We start from the raw sequence: 16,676 nt of genomic DNA on the forward strand, positions 1-16,676 counted from the left end.
TAGCACTTGGCGCTACCGGGTCAATCTATCAGGCAACTTTCTGTTTACCCGCAATCACCCCAATAAATTCCTGCACCTGCTTTTGTTTACGTGCTGACAGCTTGCACACCTGGCGCAGCGACTGCATCAGTTCGCTCTCTTCGGGGGCGGGTGGTTGGGCGGTAAGGACAATACAGCCTTCCATCACTTTGACATCTACCGCCGTGCCGGTAGCAAAACCGGCGGCTTCCAGCCACTGACCTTTCAGGGTGATGGCGGGAATACGGCGGTAATCCGGGTAGCGGCTCGCATAACTCACGGTTAATTGACGGTTATTTGCCGGGGAGACTTCTGCTTCGAACGGTTGTGCAATAGAATGCGTGTCAGTCATAACTGCTATTCCTTGAAAATAGTGATTGTGATTAGCGGTGCGGGTGTGTTGGCGCACATCCGCACCGCGCTAAATACCTGGATATATCATCAGTAAATACTGGGGAAGTCCAGCTAAAAATTAATGAAAATAAGATGAAAATTAACGTGAAATATAATTTTTGGTGATGTGAATAAAGCGGCCATTTAGCCGCTTTATTGGTTTTTTGATGGCGAGAAAATTAGTTTATCGCCGCGTCAGTCAGTGCGTCTGCAAGGTGCAGTTGGGTTTGCTGGGCGGATTGAAGTTTTACTTTTATAATATTTAGAGTTGACTCTAATAAACGAACATTATCAACAATTTTCTGTTGTTCATTTAAAGGTGGTATCGATAATAACTTTTTCTTTAAATCTCCAAGCAACAAGTTATTAATAGCACTACCACCAGATTTTTTCTTTAATGATTCACTTTGTGATTCTAGATATAAATATAGATATAAATTCAAAATGTATGGTCTTGTTGGTTTTATAATGGCCACACTCTTTTGAAATGTAGTTCTTCTGGCTAATTCAGCATTTTCAACTAGAGCAAGTTTACCGATAGTTGCACCTGTATTAACAAGACAGATATCGCCCTCTTTTAAATCGGTTCTTTGATGAACTTCTTCGAATTGAGATTTATCTATCTGGCGAGCATGTTCATATGATAATTTTCCGTCTTTAATATCTTTTGCAGATAAAAAGTAATACCCAGAATTATCATGATTTAAGCAATCGCCATGTTTGCCATCTGTAATTAGATTGGTTACATCCTGTAAATAGCTCCACTCCCACCCATCCGGCAGTTCAAACGGTTTTTCCTCATCGCTAATTGGCGGCAACGGTTTTTGTTTTTTTATTTTTCCTTCTTTCACCAGTTGAGCTTTTTCCTGCGCAATTCGTTTGAGCAGTTCAGAGGCAGGTTCGTCATTCGGATCCTGCGGCACAAGTTTACCCATTACGGCCAGTTGCAGAATGGTCTGTTTTAATGCATCCACGCTGGCTTCGGTGGTAAATAGTGTGTCGAAATGTTCGCTAATACGCGCCCAGTTTTCAGCCAGTTCCTCGGCGTTTTGGCTGTCTGTAAGCGTTCCCAACAGGGTTTCAACCAGTTGCTGATGTGCGTCCAGACTGGTCAGGGATTGTTGTTCCAGTTGGTCGCATAGGGAAATAAGTAACTTAACTCTGGCTATTATTTTAACTTGTTCATCTGATGGGGGGATTGGAATAATGATATTGTTTATTTGTGCTGTGCTAATATTTGGTATTGCACTACCTAAAGAAATAGATAGATTTTCTTCAATTCTTGTAGATAAATAGTGATAAATGAACTCTTTGTCAACTGAGTAAGTCACAATTTTACCGACTCGTTGATTTAGAAGGAACGTGCTTTTTGTTTTATTAAACCCTAATTTCCCTGTTGTTGCTCCAGACATAGCAATAACCATATCACCAGGATTAACCCTCATCTCTTCGGGTAATACATTTATTTTTTTTTCACTAACATATGACATACCTGCGGTAGAAATAAACCCGGAACTGTCGATATCACCTATTTTGACTATACCAACTCCAGAATTCTGAAACTCGCTACTCTTAAATGCATATCCATTTGTAAATGAAGCTATGTCATTGATTCTTGCCCACTCCCATCCCTCCGGCAATTCAAACGGCTTCTCTTCCTCGCTAATTTCCGGCAGTGGTTTTTGCTTTTTAATTTTACCTTGCTTCACCAGCTCTGCTTTTTCCGCCGCAATACGCTTCAGCAGCTCCGACGCCGGTTCATCGTTCGGATCCTGCGGCACCAGTTTACCGCGCACCGCCAGTTCCAGAATCAGCTCACGCAATTTCTTAATGCCATACAAATCAATTTTACCGGAACTGCCGCGCCCGGCGGTGGAACGGGTTTGCAACGCCGAGGTCCAGGTTTCCATATGATCAACGATCAGCTTTTCCACACTCATCAGTGCACCTCCTTGCCAGACAGCGCAGCGCCAAGAATATCGCGCAGTTGATTACGCAGCGTCTGGATCTCCGCCTGCTGCTTTGCATACTGCGCTAACAATTCATCTGGATCATGGCTGACGGTTTCCGCCTGATGTGGGTTTTTAATATCCAGATTGAAGTTACGCGCAATCACGTCATCAATGCTGACTTTCCACGCCTGCTCATTCTCGACGCGGCTGGCAAAACCATCGGCCTCGTTACCCCACCAGTCGATCTCCGCCTGAAACTCTTCAAACTTCATCGGCTTGGTTTTGCTGTAATTTTTCACGCCCGCCGGATACGGATGCTCATAGAACCAAATCTCTTTGGTTGGCTGACCTTTGGTAAAGAACAACAGGTTGGTTTTAATGCCGGTATAGGGGTTAAACACACCATTTGGTAAACGCACGATGGTATGCAGGTTGCACTCTTCGGTAAGTAGCTTTTTGATTTTGGTTTTAACACCTTCGCCAAATAGCGTGCCATCCGGCAATACCACCGCCGCGCGACCGTTTTTCGCCAGTACTTCCACAATCAGTTGCAGGAACAGATCCGCCGTTTCGCGGGTTTGCATCTCTGCCGGAAAGTTCTTCTCAATACCGTCTTCTTCCGTGCCACCAAACGGTGGGTTGGTAACAATGACATCGAGTTGCTCATCCCAGGAGGAAAGCGGTTTGTTCAGAGTGTTGTCGTGACGAATTTGTACCGGTACTTCGATGCCGTGTAGCAGCATATTGGTGGTCGCCAGCAGGTGCGGAAGCTGTTTTTTCTCAACACCGTGGATCTGTTGTTGCAGCGTCTGATGATCGGCGACGCTCTTCACGTATTTGTTCTTTACATGATCGAACGCGCAGGCAAGAAAACCGCCCGTACCGCAGGCCGGGTCCATAATGGATTCGCCGAGTTTCGGATCAACGCGATCCACCATAAAGCGAGTGACGGCGCGTGGAGTATAGAATTCGCCCGCATTGCCCGCAGATTGCAGATCTTTAAGGATCTGTTCGTAAATATCACCAAACAGATGGCGTTCGCTGGCGCTGGTAAAGTCAATTTCGTTCAGCTTGTTGATCACCTGACGCAGTAGCGTACCGTTTTTCATATAGTTATAGGCATCGCTGAACGCCTGCTTCACCACGTAGCCGCGTGGGTTTTTATCGATAGGCGCAGTGAGGTTTTTCAACGCCGGGAACAGATCATCATTAACGAACTCCAGCAGGGAATCACCGGTAATGCCCTGCGCGTTGGCGGCCCAACTGCGCCATAAATAACGCTGTGGGATCGGATATTGATAGTTATCCTGCTCCAGTTCCAGCGCCTCTTCCTGGGCATCGAAGATTTTCAAAAACAGCAGCCAGGAGAGCTGACCGAGACGCTGCGCATCGCCGTCCACACCGGCATCTTTGCGCATAATATCTTGTAATGATTTGATTACTGAACTGATAGACATGTTATATTCCATGAAAAACAAGGCCTTCTGCAACATGATGGTTGCAGAAGGCGCAAAAGAGAGTTGTTAAGCAGAGCGGGGCGGTAATTGGTAGATTTCGTTTTCCAGCTCGCTGAGCGCCTGATTATACCCGTTACGGTCGCCAAATCCGGTTTTAATAATCTCCGGTAAGGTGCCCATGCTGTCAAATGGCTTAAGTTTCAGCACCTGAATACTTTCGATCTCCTGTACGCCCGCATCGGCGTATTTATCCAGCAGATTATCGAGCACGGCTTGCGCTGCTTCAGAGTATTTTGTGAAGTAGTTCCGCTTGCGCACGTTCTCGGCGCGCTCTTTGCGGGTTAACGGCGGCTGACCATACACTACGTGGCAAAGCATGTCGAACGGGTCGAGATCTTTACCGACTTCTTCTGCCAGCACTTCCCAGATGATCCCCTGTTGCTCCAGCTCGTGAATGATCGCTTCTTTGCGATCGGCGTCCTGCCACTTGCGGGTAAAGTCATCCAGTGAGGCATACTCTTTGAGCAGTGTTTTACGGGTGTAATCTTTAAAGGATTCGGTAACCAGTTTTCCATCGGCATCGTAATACTGAACACGCTGTGCAATAACGCCCACCGCTACACCGTTGACGTGAAACTTGCGGATTTTCTTCTCGTCTTCTTCCGGAAGTGGGCCGACATCATCGGTATCGGTAACCTGGTATGGCGGCGCAGGCGGTTCATCAACGCCTGTCACCTGCTCTTCGTCGTGTTCGCTGATTTCTTCGAGTTTCTCTTCAAAATCAGATTCTGGATCGGCGATATCCTCTGGTGTGGTATCCATGACTTTTTCGGGAATGCCATCGAAACGCTCATCGGCAAACAGTTCGGTGGCTTTTTTAAAGTCGAGGATGGTAAACCAGAGTTTTCCGTAACGCTCGTCGATGCGTGTACCACGACCGATAATTTGCTTGAATTTGGTCATCGACTGGATGTTCTGGTCCAGTACTACCAGTTTGCAGGTTTTAGCATCCACACCGGTGGTCATCAGCTCTGAAGTGGTCGCGATAACCGGGTACGGTTTTTTTGGGTTGATGAAGTTATCCAACTGAGCTTTGCCAATTTCATCATCGCCGGTGATTTTCATGACGTATTTGTCGTTCTTTTTCACCTGCTCCGGGTTGAGATTAACCAGGGCGCGGCGCATACGTTCTGCATGATCGATGTCGTTACAGAAGACGATGGTTTTATCCATCGGGTTGGTGCGCTTGAGGTAGTCGGTAATGGTTCTGGCAACCAGTTCTGTGCGTTCGTCGATTACCATTGTGCGATCGAAATCTTTCTGGTTATAGATACGATCGTCGATCACTTCGCCGTTTAAGTCAGTTTGCCCTTTGGTTGGGCGCCAGCCTTGCAGATCGACATCAATATCAACACGGACAACTTTATAAGGGGCGAGGAAGCCGTCTTCGATCCCTTCTTTTAGCGAGTAGACGTAAACCGGATCGCCGAAGTAATCCGTGCTGGAGACTTCATGGGTCTCTTTTGGCGTGGCGGTTAAGCCAATTTGGGTGGCGGAGCTGAAATAATCAAGGATCTCTCGCCAGGCGCTGTCTTCGGATGCGCTGCCGCGATGGCATTCGTCGATCACGATCAGATCGAAGAAATCTGGTGCGACTTGTTTAAACGCTTTTTGGTCTTCCTCCGGGCCAGTTATAGCCTGATAGAGTGCGAGGTGTATTTCATAAGCGGGATCAATGGTGCGCCCGCTGACTTTGGTCATTGCCGTACCAAATGGCTGGAAATCATTATTTTTGGTTTGGTCGACCAGAATGTTGCGATCGGCAAGGAACAGAATGCGTTTTTTATTTTTTGATTTCCACAGGCGCCAGATGATCTGGAATGCGGTATAGGTTTTCCCTGTTCCGGTCGCCATTACCAGCAGAACGCGGTTTTGCCCGTTGGAGACGGCTTCTATGGTTTTGTTGATTGCCTGAAGCTGGTAATAACGTGGCGATTTACCGCTGCCATCGTCGTAATAGTCCTGAGTAATCACCGGAAGCTGAGCTTGTGTGTATCCTTTCCAGAGGCAGAATTTTTGCCAGAGTTCAGCGGGGGAGGGGAAGTCATCCAGCGTTATTTGTTTTTCAAGGCGTTCACCTTCGGCTGCGGTAGCATCGCGGAAGATAAAGCCATCACCGTTGGTGGCAAAAACAAAAGGAACGTCCAGCAGGCGCGCATATTCAATGCCCTGTTGCATCCCTTTGCCAATTTCATGTTTGTTGGCTTTTGCTTCAATCACAGCTAAGGGAATGCCTGGCTTGTGGTACAGCACGATGTCAGCAGATTTTACCGTTCTGCGTGCCGCAACTTTACCACGTACGATGACTTTACCGTCCCGGAGTTTGACCTCCTGTCTGATTTGCGTTGTGTTGTCCCAGCCTGCATTGAGAATGGCTGGCATAACGCATTTGGTAATGATGTCTGCTTCCGTCAGGTTACTTAGGTTCAGTTCCGCCATGGGGTATTCTCATCTAAATGCGATGCGCAAATTCTACACAGAAAAATAGATGAATTCATCTGTTCAAAGAGTATTATCAGCGTTAAGTCACTGTTTTAAAGGTATTCTTGAGTTTCATCAATAGCTGGATAAGGATTCATATGGAGAATGTTCGGTTCTTGCAAGGAGTTAAAAAATATTTTTGTACTAAGGCATTAGATGTCATTCTGCTAGTTTATCTACTTCTTGGTTTTATACTTCTCCCTTATAAATATCTGTGGAAAGATATTACTTTATCTCTGTGTTTTGTTGGTATTCTTCTTTATGCATTAGTAGAAGAAAATCGCAATACAGAATATATGGGGTATTTTGTTAAGTTCAGTAATAAAAACAGGTTGAATAGTTGTGCTGCCTGGTGTTCACTTATTGCATGGTTTATATTTTTGTTTTTTGTGCTTTCAATTAATATTTTTCCAGTCAGTGCCTCTGTATATATTTTTAGTGCTTTTTCAGCATTTGTTTTTCTGGGAGGTGTTTTTATTATATTAGAGTTGGAATTTAAAAATAATAAAAATTTAATTATTATTAGGTCTATGACTATAGCTGTTATACCAATTATATATTTATTCTCAAGTGGTTTTTCTTCCAGTTTATTTTTAAGTTTGAGTAATCTAAACATCACACTATCACCATGGGTTGAGTATTTCTGGAAAGGGATGGCTTTTTTGTTTCTTTTCTTCATGTTAATGCAACTTATTATCTATTTTGCTTTTTTAACTCTGTGGGCTAAATTAAGTGTGTACAGGTTGTTTATACTTGCCGGAGCATTTATAGCATCTACTATTTTAGTGGTTTTTGCTTCAAAAAACGTAGAGAGTATTTCGTACTACGTTTTAAAAAGTACTATAGATTTTGAATGGCGCAGTCAGGTTAAATGTGGACAGTTGAATATTTCACATCCGGATGAAAGGTATTTCGGGTTTAATACCGATAAATATACTGTATTTTATTCCAATAGAGAGGGTAAATGGGGGTTCAATGAGTTGAAATGTAAGAAAGGCTCTGACAGGAGAGATGCATATTCCATTGAGAATGTCTCAGAATATAACGTGCCTGGATGGCTGAAATAAGTCACCTTTATAATTAAATCGTAAAGGTTCTGGACATAAATGAGCATGGTTAAACATAAACGGGGCACACTCTACACACTTGATGTGCAGCAAGAAGCTGAACTCAAGGCTTTGGTTAATAAATCCGACGATTATATTGATTACAGCGATATTCCTGCGTCTGGTAGCGATGCATGGGCTGACGCCAAACGCGGCAATTTTTTGCCAAATCCAGGTATTCACGCGCAATAAAACTTAGCGGAGGGGAGCACGTCGTTCTGTTTCCCCCCCCTCACTGCTAAATGGGGCATTGAGCTGCTTTACACTCAACCTTTCACGATTACTTCCTCAACCCCGCAAACGCCGCCCTTATCTCTTCCTCCGGCAGCTGAATCCCGATAAACACCATTGTGCTATGCGGTTTTTCATCGCCCCACGGGCGGTCCCAGTCGGCGCTGTAGAGGCGCTGGACGCCCTGGAACAGCAGGCGGTTAGGTTCGCCGTCAATCCACAGCATCCCTTTGTAACGCAGCAGTTTATCCGCCGATTCCAGCAGCAGGTTTTCCATCACGCGGGAAACTTCGCTGATATCTACCGGATAATCCAGTTCCACCACAATCGACGAAATATCGTTTTGTTTATCCGCGATAAAGTGGAAACGCGGTTTGGTGCTGACGACGTTTTCTTCCAGCATAAAACCGTTGGTGTTGAACAGCAGCCCCAGGTCGATATCGCCGTGGGTAACGGTGTAGACCGGTGCTCGGGCGTTGATGCGCGCCAGACGTTCACGCAGTTTTTCTGCTTCGCCAGCGACGTCGGTTTTGGTCAGCAGAATACGGTCGGCGTAGCCAACCTGTGACTGGGCGATGGTGAACTGGTTCATCTGCTCATCGGCATGTACCGCATCCACCAGCGCAATCACGCCGTCCAGCAGGTAACGCTGGCATAAAATCTCATGGGAGAAAAAGGTCTGAATAATCGGGCCGGGATCGGCCATGCCGGTGCATTCAATCACCAGACGGTCGAACTGAATATTGCCCTTGTCGAGATTATCCAGCAGGTCGAGTAGCGCGTCCTCCAGCTCGTTGGAGCGTGAACAGCAGATGCAGCCGTTGGTCAGCGTTTTGATCTGCGTGGCGCGGTCGCCAATTAATTGATCGTCAACGGAGACTTCGCCGAATTCGTTTTCAATCACGGCAATCTTGTAGCCGTGTTGTTCGTTAAGAATATGGCGCAGCAGGGTGGTTTTGCCCGCGCCTAAAAAACCGGTGAGTAGGGTAACTGCAATCGGGTTCATGCTCTCTCCATTAACAACAGCGCATACCGCCTTTACCATCGCCGCCGTAGCGCGCGTTCTGGCGTTCGCGGAAGAATTCTTCATAGCTCATGTACGGCTTGTCGGGATGGTTGGTCTTCATATGCTCGACGTAGTTATCGTAGTCTGGAATGCCAATCAACATCTTCGCCGCCTGGCCGAGATATTTTTTTGCCTGTCCTAAGTTACCAAACATTTTGCCTTCCAGATATGCGTGAAGCCCGGAAGATCCGGGCTGGGGATTTGCCGGATGCGGCGTAAACGCCTTATCCGGCCTACGATAGACATTTTGTAAGCCGGATAAGGCATCCGGTTAGTGGTGCGAAGAGATTTTCACGCCGCCTTCCGGGATTGGAACGTACGGTGTTTCTTTGTCAGTACGTTTGTCGCTGTTACGCACCTTCAGCCAGGTTTTGAAACCGTAGAAGATGATGCTGTACACCACAATCAGGAACAGAATACTCAGGCCTGCGTTGGTGTAGTTGTTCACAACGATGTGGTTCATGTTGGCAATCTGCTGCGCCGTCAGGTCAGTACCGTTAGCAATCTTCTCTTTGTACTGGCTTGCCATGTAGAAGAAGCCTTCCATCTGCGGGTTGGTGCTGAACAGTTTCAGACCCAGCGCCCAAGTGGTGCAAATAAGCAGCCATACCGCCGGAACAACAGTTACCCAGATGTATTGGGTACGCTTCATCTTAATCAGCACAACGGTGCCCAGTACCAGCGCCACGGCTGCCAGCATCTGGTTAGAGATACCGAACAGCGGCCACAGGCTCTTAACGCCGCCCAGCGGATCGACCACGCCCTGATACAGCAGGTAGCCCCACAGACCCACACAGCCCGCTGTACCGATGATACCGGCAACCAGAGAGTCGGTTTTTTTCAGGAACGGAATGAAGTTACCCAGCAGGTCTTGCAGCATAAAGCGGCCAGAACGCGTACCGGCATCCAGTGCGGTCAGGATGAACAGTGCTTCGAACAGGATACCGAAGTGATACCAGAAGCCCATGTCAGCCATCGGCAGCACTTTGTGGAACACGTGTGCGATACCTACCGCCAGCGTTGGCGCACCACCGGCACGGTTCAGGACAGAAGGCTCACCAATGTCTTTCGCGGTTTGCAGGATCTGCTCTGGAGAAATCACGAAGCCCCAGGAGCTGACGGTCGCCGCCGCGTGTGCGGTAACGTCTTTCAGCTGTGCCATGATGATCGGCGCGTTCTCGCCACCCATTTCATGCAGGTTAGGCATGGTGATGCCGAGGCCAGCAGGCGGGGTGTTCATCGCGAAGTAAAGACCCGGTTCGATGATGGACGCAGCAACCAGCGCCATAATCGCCACGAAGGACTCCATCAGCATTGCACCGTAGCCAATGAAACGCGCGTCGGTTTCGTTAGCCAGCAGTTTCGGCGTCGTACCGGAAGAGATCAGCGCGTGGAAGCCAGATACCGCACCACAGGCGATGGTGATGAACAGGAACGGGAACAGAGCGCCTTTCCACAGCGGGCCAGTACCATCAATGTAGTGAGTCATCGCAGGCATTTTCAGTTCTGGGTTCAGCACCACGATACCCAGCGCCAGGCCGACGATAACGCCGATTTTCAGGAAGGTTGCCAGATAGTCGCGCGGTGCGAGGATCAGCCACACCGGCAGCAGTGCGGAAACAAACGCATAGCCAATCAGCGCGAAGGTAATGGTGGTGTCTTTAAAGGTCAGTGCCGGGCCCCAGTACGGGTCGTGAGCAATCACGCCGCCGAAGTAGATAGAGGCAACCAGCAGCACGATACCAATGACAGAGACTTCACCTACACGCCCCGGACGGATAAAGCGCATGTAGATACCCATAAACAGCGCAATCGGTACGGTTGAGCAAACGGTGAAGACACCCCACGGACTTTCGGCCAGGGCTTTAACCACAATCAGCGCCAGGACGGCGAGGATGATGATCATGATTAAGAAACAGCCAAACAGCGCGATAGTCCCTGGTACTGGCCCCATCTCTTCTTTGATCATCTCACCGAGAGATGCGCCGTTACGGCGAGAAGAGATAAACAGCACCATAAAGTCTTGCACTGCACCGGCCAGCACTACCCCCGCCAGCAGCCACAGCGTGCCAGGCAGGTAGCCCATCTGCGCGGCGAGAACCGGACCAACCAGCGGACCGGCACCGGCGATAGCGGCGAAGTGGTGACCAAACAACACGTAACGGTTGGTCGGAACATAGTTCAGACCGTCGTTGTTAATAACCGCAGGCGTCGCGCGCGTGGGATCGAGTTTCATCACCTTCTGGGCGATGTACAGACTATAGTAGCGATACGCCACCAGATACACCGACACAGAGGCGACCACGATCCACAGGGCACTGACGTGCTCCCCCCGACGTAATGCAACTACCGCGAGGCAGAATGCACCGATGATTCCAAGAATCACCCAGGGTATGTGCTTGAATAGTTTTTTCGTATCCATAGTAAAACCTGGCATTTTACTCGTCGTCTTTTGGCTTACTGGTGCGGCAGCTACATTCGCTCCCCCAGTCACTTACTGTTGTAAGCTTCCAGGGATTCACTCACTTGCTGCCTTCCTGCAAACCAAAATCCATAGAGTAATTTGTTAATCATAGGCCGAAGCCGTTCTAGGTTTGCGTTGCGTTTGAGGAGGTAAATTGACCGCTATCCTGCAGTGATGTTGCCAGAGTTACGCGCGCGTAAAGTAAGGTAAATAACTGAGTGGTTATATTAGGGACGTAAGCGGTCAGTTTTGCAGTTGAGCGGTATTGGGCGAGGTTTATGAAGGCTATTTATGTGATATTGATCACAACCGAAGCGATTTTTAGCCCTCGGTTGTGTTACTCATATAAAAATTATATTCACGCTATAAATATTAAATAACAATATAGCAATATGGTGTATTATTTATTTCTTTAAGTAAAACGTGTTTTTTACGAGATTTAGTAAGGTAAAATTTCTCATCTAAATAACTGTCGATGAGATAATCCAGTCTTTCCCTGTCTATCATGGGGGTGATGCCCAGGGTCCAGAAACTACGCAAATCAAGTTCAGAACGTTTAATTTTGGCACTTTTCTCTAGGTCTGCGATCATATTTTTAACACAACTAGTCGCGTCTCTGTTTTGTTTTATTTCAAGTGCGATATAGCTATCTTGCGTCCAGCCTTTTTTACGTAATAAGAAATCTGTGCGTAGTGTGGGGCGCTGGGGATTTCTGCGCTTATCACAGCAAAGTGTTTGTTCTCGCCACCATTCATGGCCTGTTGAGCAGAGCATATTGGCAAATTCAACCTGAAGCCACACTTCCCAACCAGTGATATTGTTTTGGTCAATAATATTAAGTTTTTGACAAATATCCTCACGTTCAAAAAAGAGATGTAATAGCGTTGAGAGATGATCGAAGTCACGGTTTAACATTTCAGACGTCCTTTCTTAAAAATTCACATATAGAACATATTTCGTTCAAAACAGATACAGTTAGTGTGAAAAAAATAAGAAAGAAAAATGTATCAATGAGTGGTTATTGTATTTTTGAACAAAAATAAAAAAGTGAGGTAAATTTAACCAGTTTCAGGTCGCTACCTATAAAGTTTTCTCATTCCAGGCCGAAAATCCTGCTATCGGTCAACAGGAAAAGAGAAACCATGTTAAAACGTATCAGGATCGTGACCAGCTTACTGCTGGTTTTGGCCGTTTTCGGCCTTTTGCAACTGACATCAGGCAGCCTGTTCTTTAACGCTTTAAAAAAGGACAAAGAAAATCTCTCCGTCTTACAAACCATTCGCCAGCAGCAATCTACGCTAAATGGCAGTTGGGTTGCGTTGTTGCAGACGCGTAACACCCTCAACCGTGCGGGTATCCGCTACATGATGGATCAGAACAATATTGGCAGCGGTTCGACCGTCGCCGAGCTGATGCAGAGTGCCACTATTTCGCTGAAACAAGCGGAAAAAAACTGGGCAGATTACGAAGCATTACCGCGAGACTTGCATCAGAGCACAGCGGCTGCCACGGAGATCAAACGTAATTACGATATCTATCACAATGCACTGGCGGAGCTGATCCAGTTGTTAGGGGCGGGCAAAATCAACGAGTTTTTTGACCAACCTACTCAGGGATATCAGGACGGTTTCGAGAAGCAGTATATGGCGTACATGCAGCAAAACGATCGTCTCTATGACATCGCCGTCACCGATAATAATGCTGCCTTTAACCAGGCAATGTGGGTGCTGGCGGGTGTGCTGATTGTCGTACTGGCGGTTATCTTCGCCGTCTGGTTTGGTATTAAAACGTCGCTGGTGGCGCCGATGAATCGCCTGATCGACAACATTCGTCATATTGCTGGCGGCGATCTGGTGAAACCGATCGAGGTAGACGGCTCTAATGAAGTGGGGCAACTGGCAGAGAGTTTGCGCCATATGCAAAGTGAACTGGTACGTACCGTGGGTGATGTGCGTAATGGTGCTAATGCCATCTATAGCGGAGCCAGCGAAATCGCTACCGGTAATAACGATCTCTCTTCACGCACTGAGCAACAAGCCGCTTCGTTAGAAGAGACGGCAGCCAGCATGGAGCAATTGACTGCGACAGTGAAACAGAATGCCGAGAACGCGCGACAGGCAAGCCATCTGGCGTTAAGTGCTTCCGAAACGGCACAACGTGGCGGTAATGTGGTCGATAGCGTGGTACAAACCATGCGCGATATTTCCACAAGCTCGCAGAAAATTGCCGATATTATCAGCGTCATCGACGGCATTGCTTTCCAGACTAATATTCTGGCCTTGAATGCGGCGGTCGAAGCAGCACGCGCGGGTGAACAAGGTCGTGGTTTTGCGGTGGTCGCGGGAGAAGTGCGTAATCTGGCTCAGCGTAGTGCCCAGGCGGCGCGTGAAATTAAAAGTCTGATTGAAGATTCGGTTGGCAAAGTGGATGTCGGATCGACACTCGTCGAAAGCGCCGGGGAAACTATGGCGGAGATTGTCAGCGCCGTGACCCGCGTGACCGATATCATGGGCGAAATTGCCTCCGCTTCAGATGAGCAGAGTCGCGGTATCGATCAGGTTGGTTTAGCGGTTGTCGAGATGGATCGGGTAACACAACAGAACGCTGCGCTGGTGGAAGAGTCTGCCGCTGCCGCCGCCGCGCTGGAAGAGCAGGCCAGCCGCCTGACTGAAGCTGTGGCTGTATTTCGTATTCAGCAAGAGCAACAGCGTCAGCGCGAAGCGTTGGCGGTAAAAACGGTGGCACCGGTGGTGTCGCGTAAAGCGGTAGTGGCTGATAGCGGGGATAACTGGGAAACGTTTTAATTGCCACAAAAAATGCCCGATAAGCGATGACTTATCGGGCAAGGGGAGATTACTCTTTATGCGGATCGCTAATGGGTTGATGTACCATGAAGATGTACGCCAGCGCGCCTGCTGCAGTGACGCAACCGCAGATGAGTAGCGCCAGACGGAATGAGTGAGTGGTATCGACAATAAAACCGGTAATAATCGGTGCTAATGAGGCACACATGAAGCTGGCAAAGTTCTGGATACTGCCCACTGACGCAGCCATGCGAGAAGCGACCGCTACGTGAACCAGCCCCCAGCAGGAGGTTCCAGCAAAGTGAAGGCAGAACAGCGCCATGCCAATCAGCAGAACCGCACTCATGGGGGTTGTCGCTTGCGGTACTACCAGAGTAAAGGCGGCTGAAATGAACATCCCGGTAACAATACAGAGCTTACGGTTCTTAATCGGCTTCATCCCTCCTTTGACCAGCCAGTCAGTCACATATCCGTTGAGTAGCATCCCGATCCCACCGAACAGGAAAGGTATTGCCGCCATCAAGCCTGTGCTTTTTAAATCCAGGTGATAGACTGTTTGCAGGTAACCTGGCAACCAGGCAATGTACAACCACCCCGCATAGTTCATACCACTGAAACCGAGCATCATTCCCCACATTGTGCGGTTACGAAACAGGCTGCGCCATTCGGCAAAAGTGAGTGGGTCGCGGCGGGTATTGACGCTACCGGCGTTGAGATAGGTTTGTTCAGCGGCGGTCAGCACCACCTGCTCGCGGTTGCGATAGAACATAAACCAGGCGATGGCGAGAAAAATGCCCAGTAAGCCGATGGTTATAAACATCCCACGCCAGCCGATGGCCAGCATTATCGCTGCCAGAATCGGCGGGCTTATGGCAATACCAATGACGGAGGCCGCGTTGAAAAAGCCCATCGGGCGTCCACGTTCTTTGATGTTGTACCAGTCGTTAATCACTTTAACACCGCACGGGTTCATGGGAGCCTCGCCGATCCCCATACCTATGCGCATCAGCACGAACTGCGCCAGGCTGTGCACCATGCCAGACATTGCCTGAAACAGCGACCAGACGATCATCCCTAGCCCCAGCATCAGGCGTGGGCCTTTGCGGTCCAGCAGTATGCCTGCGGGCAATTGCGCAATCCCGTAAGAGAGCGAGAACACGGAGAGTAAAGCGCCCATCTCGGTGGCGTTTAACCCCAGTTCTCCACGAATAGTTACATTCGCTACCGACAGCGAACTGCGATCGAGAAAATTTATTACCGCAGCAATAAATAATAACAACATGGCGGTGGTTTGAATGTGTTTAATTCGTGGACTGCGTTGAATTAATCCATTTGGTGGCACGGGGATATCTACCGACGACGTTGAGCGAAAGGAAGATTGCGGATCGAGGGTAATATTTTCTTTTTCCACGCCGAACTCCTGTATCTATAATATATTAATTATTTGCGTAATTATGTATTGCGCAGGGTTAATATTAATGGCAGATGAAATCTTTAGGATTTCACTACCGCTCACAAGAAAACATTTATAGTCGACTGGTTGCGAGCATAGGTAAGTCGGAAATTTCGGGTGTTTATATTTTGATAAAACCGTGCACAAACTAATAGTTTGCTGTTTTTAATCTGTATTTAATAAACGTACCGCTTGTTCTTCTTGATGGAACGAATCATCGCTTGTTTAGCTGAATTCAAATGGTTACGTAGTGCAAGCGTAGCATCCACATAGCTGCGGCAAACCAAAGCACTGAGAATAGTCATATGCTCATCTATGGCTATGATATTGCGCTGCCGGCGATCGTTTTCGTCCCATTGATAGTGGAAATGAAAGATGACGGAGATAATATCAATGGATTGATTGAAAAAGATATTGTCAGTGGCTGAAAGCAATAAGGAATGGAACTCTCTGTCCAGTTGCGAGAACGTGTGAAAATTACTGCCGATGTTGTTACGCAGCATTCGGTGGCGTTCGAGCATGGTTTTCACCTGAAACCAGCGCGGATCATTATCAGGCAGGGTGAGAAAACGCTGGATTGAGCGCGTTTCCAACATTTCGCGCAGTTCAAAAAGCTGCTCGGCGTAGGATTGATCGAAATGCTTTATCCTCCACTGACCGCGTTTTTCGCTTTGGGTGAGGTTATAGCACCATAATTTTAAAAGATATTTTCTTGCCGTAATCGAGCTGACACCTGCCGCTCGCGCCAGTTGCAGCTCAGAAAAAGTTTCACCAGGCAATAACTGACGCTGATTTATCATCGTGAAAAAAAACTGCTCAAATACTTTGTCTTGCTCACTTATCGAAGCTGCGGGACAGGCAAAACCATCGTTGTGATCAGGTTTACGCGTGATGACGTGGTCATTCCCGACCTGCGTCAGGACACCGCATTCGCGTAAGTGGCTGAGAACATGACGCACCGTGGTGCGACTGACGTTGTACATTTCCGCTAGTGAGCTTTGCGATGGGAGTGGGGAAGGGATATGACCACATACCATCTCATCAATAAACTGGTTAACCACATTATGGCGTAAATTTTGTGAGCGACTCATATTTTTCTCCTTGTCGCGCTATTAAAACCCGATTTAAAACATTTTTATGCGTGTATTTTCACAAAATAGATTTTCTATTTCACTGGCATTTTTCATTTTC

Annotated in this window: 13 protein-coding genes; 3 read left to right on the forward strand and 10 right to left on the reverse strand. The window is 47.7% G+C overall.

The features are described from left to right. Nucleotides 1–28 precede the first annotated feature (28 nt). The 4 genes from symE to hsdR form a co-directional block, all read right to left on the reverse strand. The gene (gene symE / locus WES_RS18080; protein WP_016159455.1) at nucleotides 29–370 is read right to left on the reverse strand and encodes an endoribonuclease SymE; all 342 of its coding nucleotides are present in this window, start codon (nucleotides 368–370) and stop codon (nucleotides 29–31) included. 220 nt (nucleotides 371–590) lie between these two features. Next, nucleotides 591–2,351 (reverse strand): restriction endonuclease subunit S, encoded by a 1,761-nt coding sequence (locus tag WES_RS18075; protein ID WP_016159454.1) that lies wholly within the window; start codon nucleotides 2,349–2,351, stop codon nucleotides 591–593. Continuing rightward, the gene (locus WES_RS18070) at nucleotides 2,351–3,820 is read right to left on the reverse strand and encodes an N-6 DNA methylase (protein ID WP_016159453.1); all 1,470 of its coding nucleotides are present in this window, start codon (nucleotides 3,818–3,820) and stop codon (nucleotides 2,351–2,353) included. The genes WES_RS18075 and WES_RS18070 overlap by 1 nt, the downstream gene beginning before the upstream one ends. Nucleotides 3,821–3,886: 66 nt before the next feature. Continuing rightward, nucleotides 3,887–6,319 carry an EcoAI/FtnUII family type I restriction enzme subunit R gene (gene hsdR, locus WES_RS18065; RefSeq protein WP_016159452.1) on the reverse strand — a complete coding sequence of 811 codons (2,433 nt, stop codon included), beginning with the start codon at nucleotides 6,317–6,319 and terminating at the stop codon, nucleotides 3,887–3,889. A gap of 140 nt (nucleotides 6,320–6,459) precedes the next feature. Between hsdR and WES_RS18060 the strand changes: the two genes are divergently transcribed. Both WES_RS18060 and WES_RS18055 read left to right on the forward strand, forming a co-directional pair. After that, the gene (locus tag WES_RS18060; protein ID WP_016159451.1) at nucleotides 6,460–7,428 is read left to right on the forward strand and encodes a hypothetical protein; all 969 of its coding nucleotides are present in this window, start codon (nucleotides 6,460–6,462) and stop codon (nucleotides 7,426–7,428) included. A gap of 39 nt (nucleotides 7,429–7,467) precedes the next feature. After that, on the forward strand, nucleotides 7,468–7,659 hold the full coding sequence (locus WES_RS18055; RefSeq protein WP_010346640.1) for a hypothetical protein: 192 nt from the start codon (nucleotides 7,468–7,470) through the stop codon (nucleotides 7,657–7,659). 88 nt (nucleotides 7,660–7,747) lie between these two features. Here WES_RS18055 and yjiA read toward each other — a convergent pair whose 3' ends face one another. The 4 genes from yjiA to WES_RS18035 form a co-directional block, all read right to left on the reverse strand. Further along, nucleotides 7,748–8,704 carry a GTPase gene (gene yjiA / locus WES_RS18050; RefSeq protein ID WP_001297640.1) on the reverse strand — a complete coding sequence of 319 codons (957 nt, stop codon included), beginning with the start codon at nucleotides 8,702–8,704 and terminating at the stop codon, nucleotides 7,748–7,750. Nucleotides 8,705–8,714: 10 nt separating this feature from the next. Then, the gene (locus tag WES_RS18045) at nucleotides 8,715–8,918 is read right to left on the reverse strand and encodes a YbdD/YjiX family protein (RefSeq protein WP_000467859.1); all 204 of its coding nucleotides are present in this window, start codon (nucleotides 8,916–8,918) and stop codon (nucleotides 8,715–8,717) included. Between the two features lie 117 nt (nucleotides 8,919–9,035). Then, nucleotides 9,036–11,186, reverse strand: a complete 2,151-nt coding sequence (gene btsT / locus WES_RS18040; RefSeq protein ID WP_016159450.1) for a pyruvate/proton symporter BtsT — start codon at nucleotides 11,184–11,186, stop codon at nucleotides 9,036–9,038. A gap of 414 nt (nucleotides 11,187–11,600) precedes the next feature. Continuing rightward, complete coding sequence (locus WES_RS18035; RefSeq protein ID WP_016159449.1) at nucleotides 11,601–12,143, reverse strand: hypothetical protein; 543 nt, start codon at nucleotides 12,141–12,143, stop codon at nucleotides 11,601–11,603. Between the two features lie 227 nt (nucleotides 12,144–12,370). Here WES_RS18035 and tsr point away from each other — a divergent pair, with 227 nt between their 5' ends. Continuing rightward, on the forward strand, nucleotides 12,371–14,032 hold the full coding sequence (gene tsr, locus WES_RS18030; RefSeq protein ID WP_016159448.1) for a methyl-accepting chemotaxis protein: 1,662 nt from the start codon (nucleotides 12,371–12,373) through the stop codon (nucleotides 14,030–14,032). Between the two features lie 49 nt (nucleotides 14,033–14,081). Here the strand turns inward: tsr and WES_RS18025 are convergent, their stop codons facing one another. Beyond that, on the reverse strand, nucleotides 14,082–15,443 hold the full coding sequence (locus WES_RS18025) for an MFS transporter (protein WP_016159447.1): 1,362 nt from the start codon (nucleotides 15,441–15,443) through the stop codon (nucleotides 14,082–14,084). Between the two features lie 218 nt (nucleotides 15,444–15,661). Then, nucleotides 15,662–16,576 (reverse strand): GntR family transcriptional regulator, encoded by a 915-nt coding sequence (locus WES_RS18020; protein ID WP_000091592.1) that lies wholly within the window; start codon nucleotides 16,574–16,576, stop codon nucleotides 15,662–15,664. Between the last annotated feature and the right edge of the window lie 100 nt (nucleotides 16,577–16,676).

This window comes from Escherichia sp. KTE31 (genome assembly GCF_000407925.1).
In the GTDB taxonomy this organism is placed as follows: Bacteria; Pseudomonadota; Gammaproteobacteria; order Enterobacterales; family Enterobacteriaceae; genus Escherichia; species Escherichia ruysiae.

Excerpts from the sequence above, each read along its gene's own strand:
- WES_RS18035 (WP_016159449.1), bottom strand. The coding sequence starts at position 12,143 with ATGTTAAACCGTGACTTCGATCATCTCTCAACGCTATTACATCTCTTT.
- WES_RS18020 (WP_000091592.1), bottom strand. The coding sequence starts at position 16,576 with ATGAGTCGCTCACAAAATTTACGCCATAATGTGGTTAACCAGTTTATT.
- WES_RS18060 (WP_016159451.1), top strand. The coding sequence starts at position 6,460 with ATGGAGAATGTTCGGTTCTTGCAAGGAGTTAAAAAATATTTTTGTACT.
- yjiA (WP_001297640.1), bottom strand. The coding sequence starts at position 8,704 with ATGAACCCGATTGCAGTTACCCTACTCACCGGTTTTTTAGGCGCGGGC.
- WES_RS18045 (WP_000467859.1), bottom strand. The coding sequence starts at position 8,918 with ATGTTTGGTAACTTAGGACAGGCAAAAAAATATCTCGGCCAGGCGGCG.
- WES_RS18055 (WP_010346640.1), top strand. The coding sequence starts at position 7,468 with ATGAGCATGGTTAAACATAAACGGGGCACACTCTACACACTTGATGTG.
- tsr (WP_016159448.1), top strand. The coding sequence starts at position 12,371 with ATGTTAAAACGTATCAGGATCGTGACCAGCTTACTGCTGGTTTTGGCC.
- btsT (WP_016159450.1), bottom strand. The coding sequence starts at position 11,186 with ATGGATACGAAAAAACTATTCAAGCACATACCCTGGGTGATTCTTGGA.
- WES_RS18075 (WP_016159454.1), bottom strand. The coding sequence starts at position 2,351 with ATGAGTGTGGAAAAGCTGATCGTTGATCATATGGAAACCTGGACCTCG.
- WES_RS18070 (WP_016159453.1), bottom strand. The coding sequence starts at position 3,820 with ATGTCTATCAGTTCAGTAATCAAATCATTACAAGATATTATGCGCAAA.
- hsdR (WP_016159452.1), bottom strand. The coding sequence starts at position 6,319 with ATGGCGGAACTGAACCTAAGTAACCTGACGGAAGCAGACATCATTACC.
- symE (WP_016159455.1), bottom strand. The coding sequence starts at position 370 with ATGACTGACACGCATTCTATTGCACAACCGTTCGAAGCAGAAGTCTCC.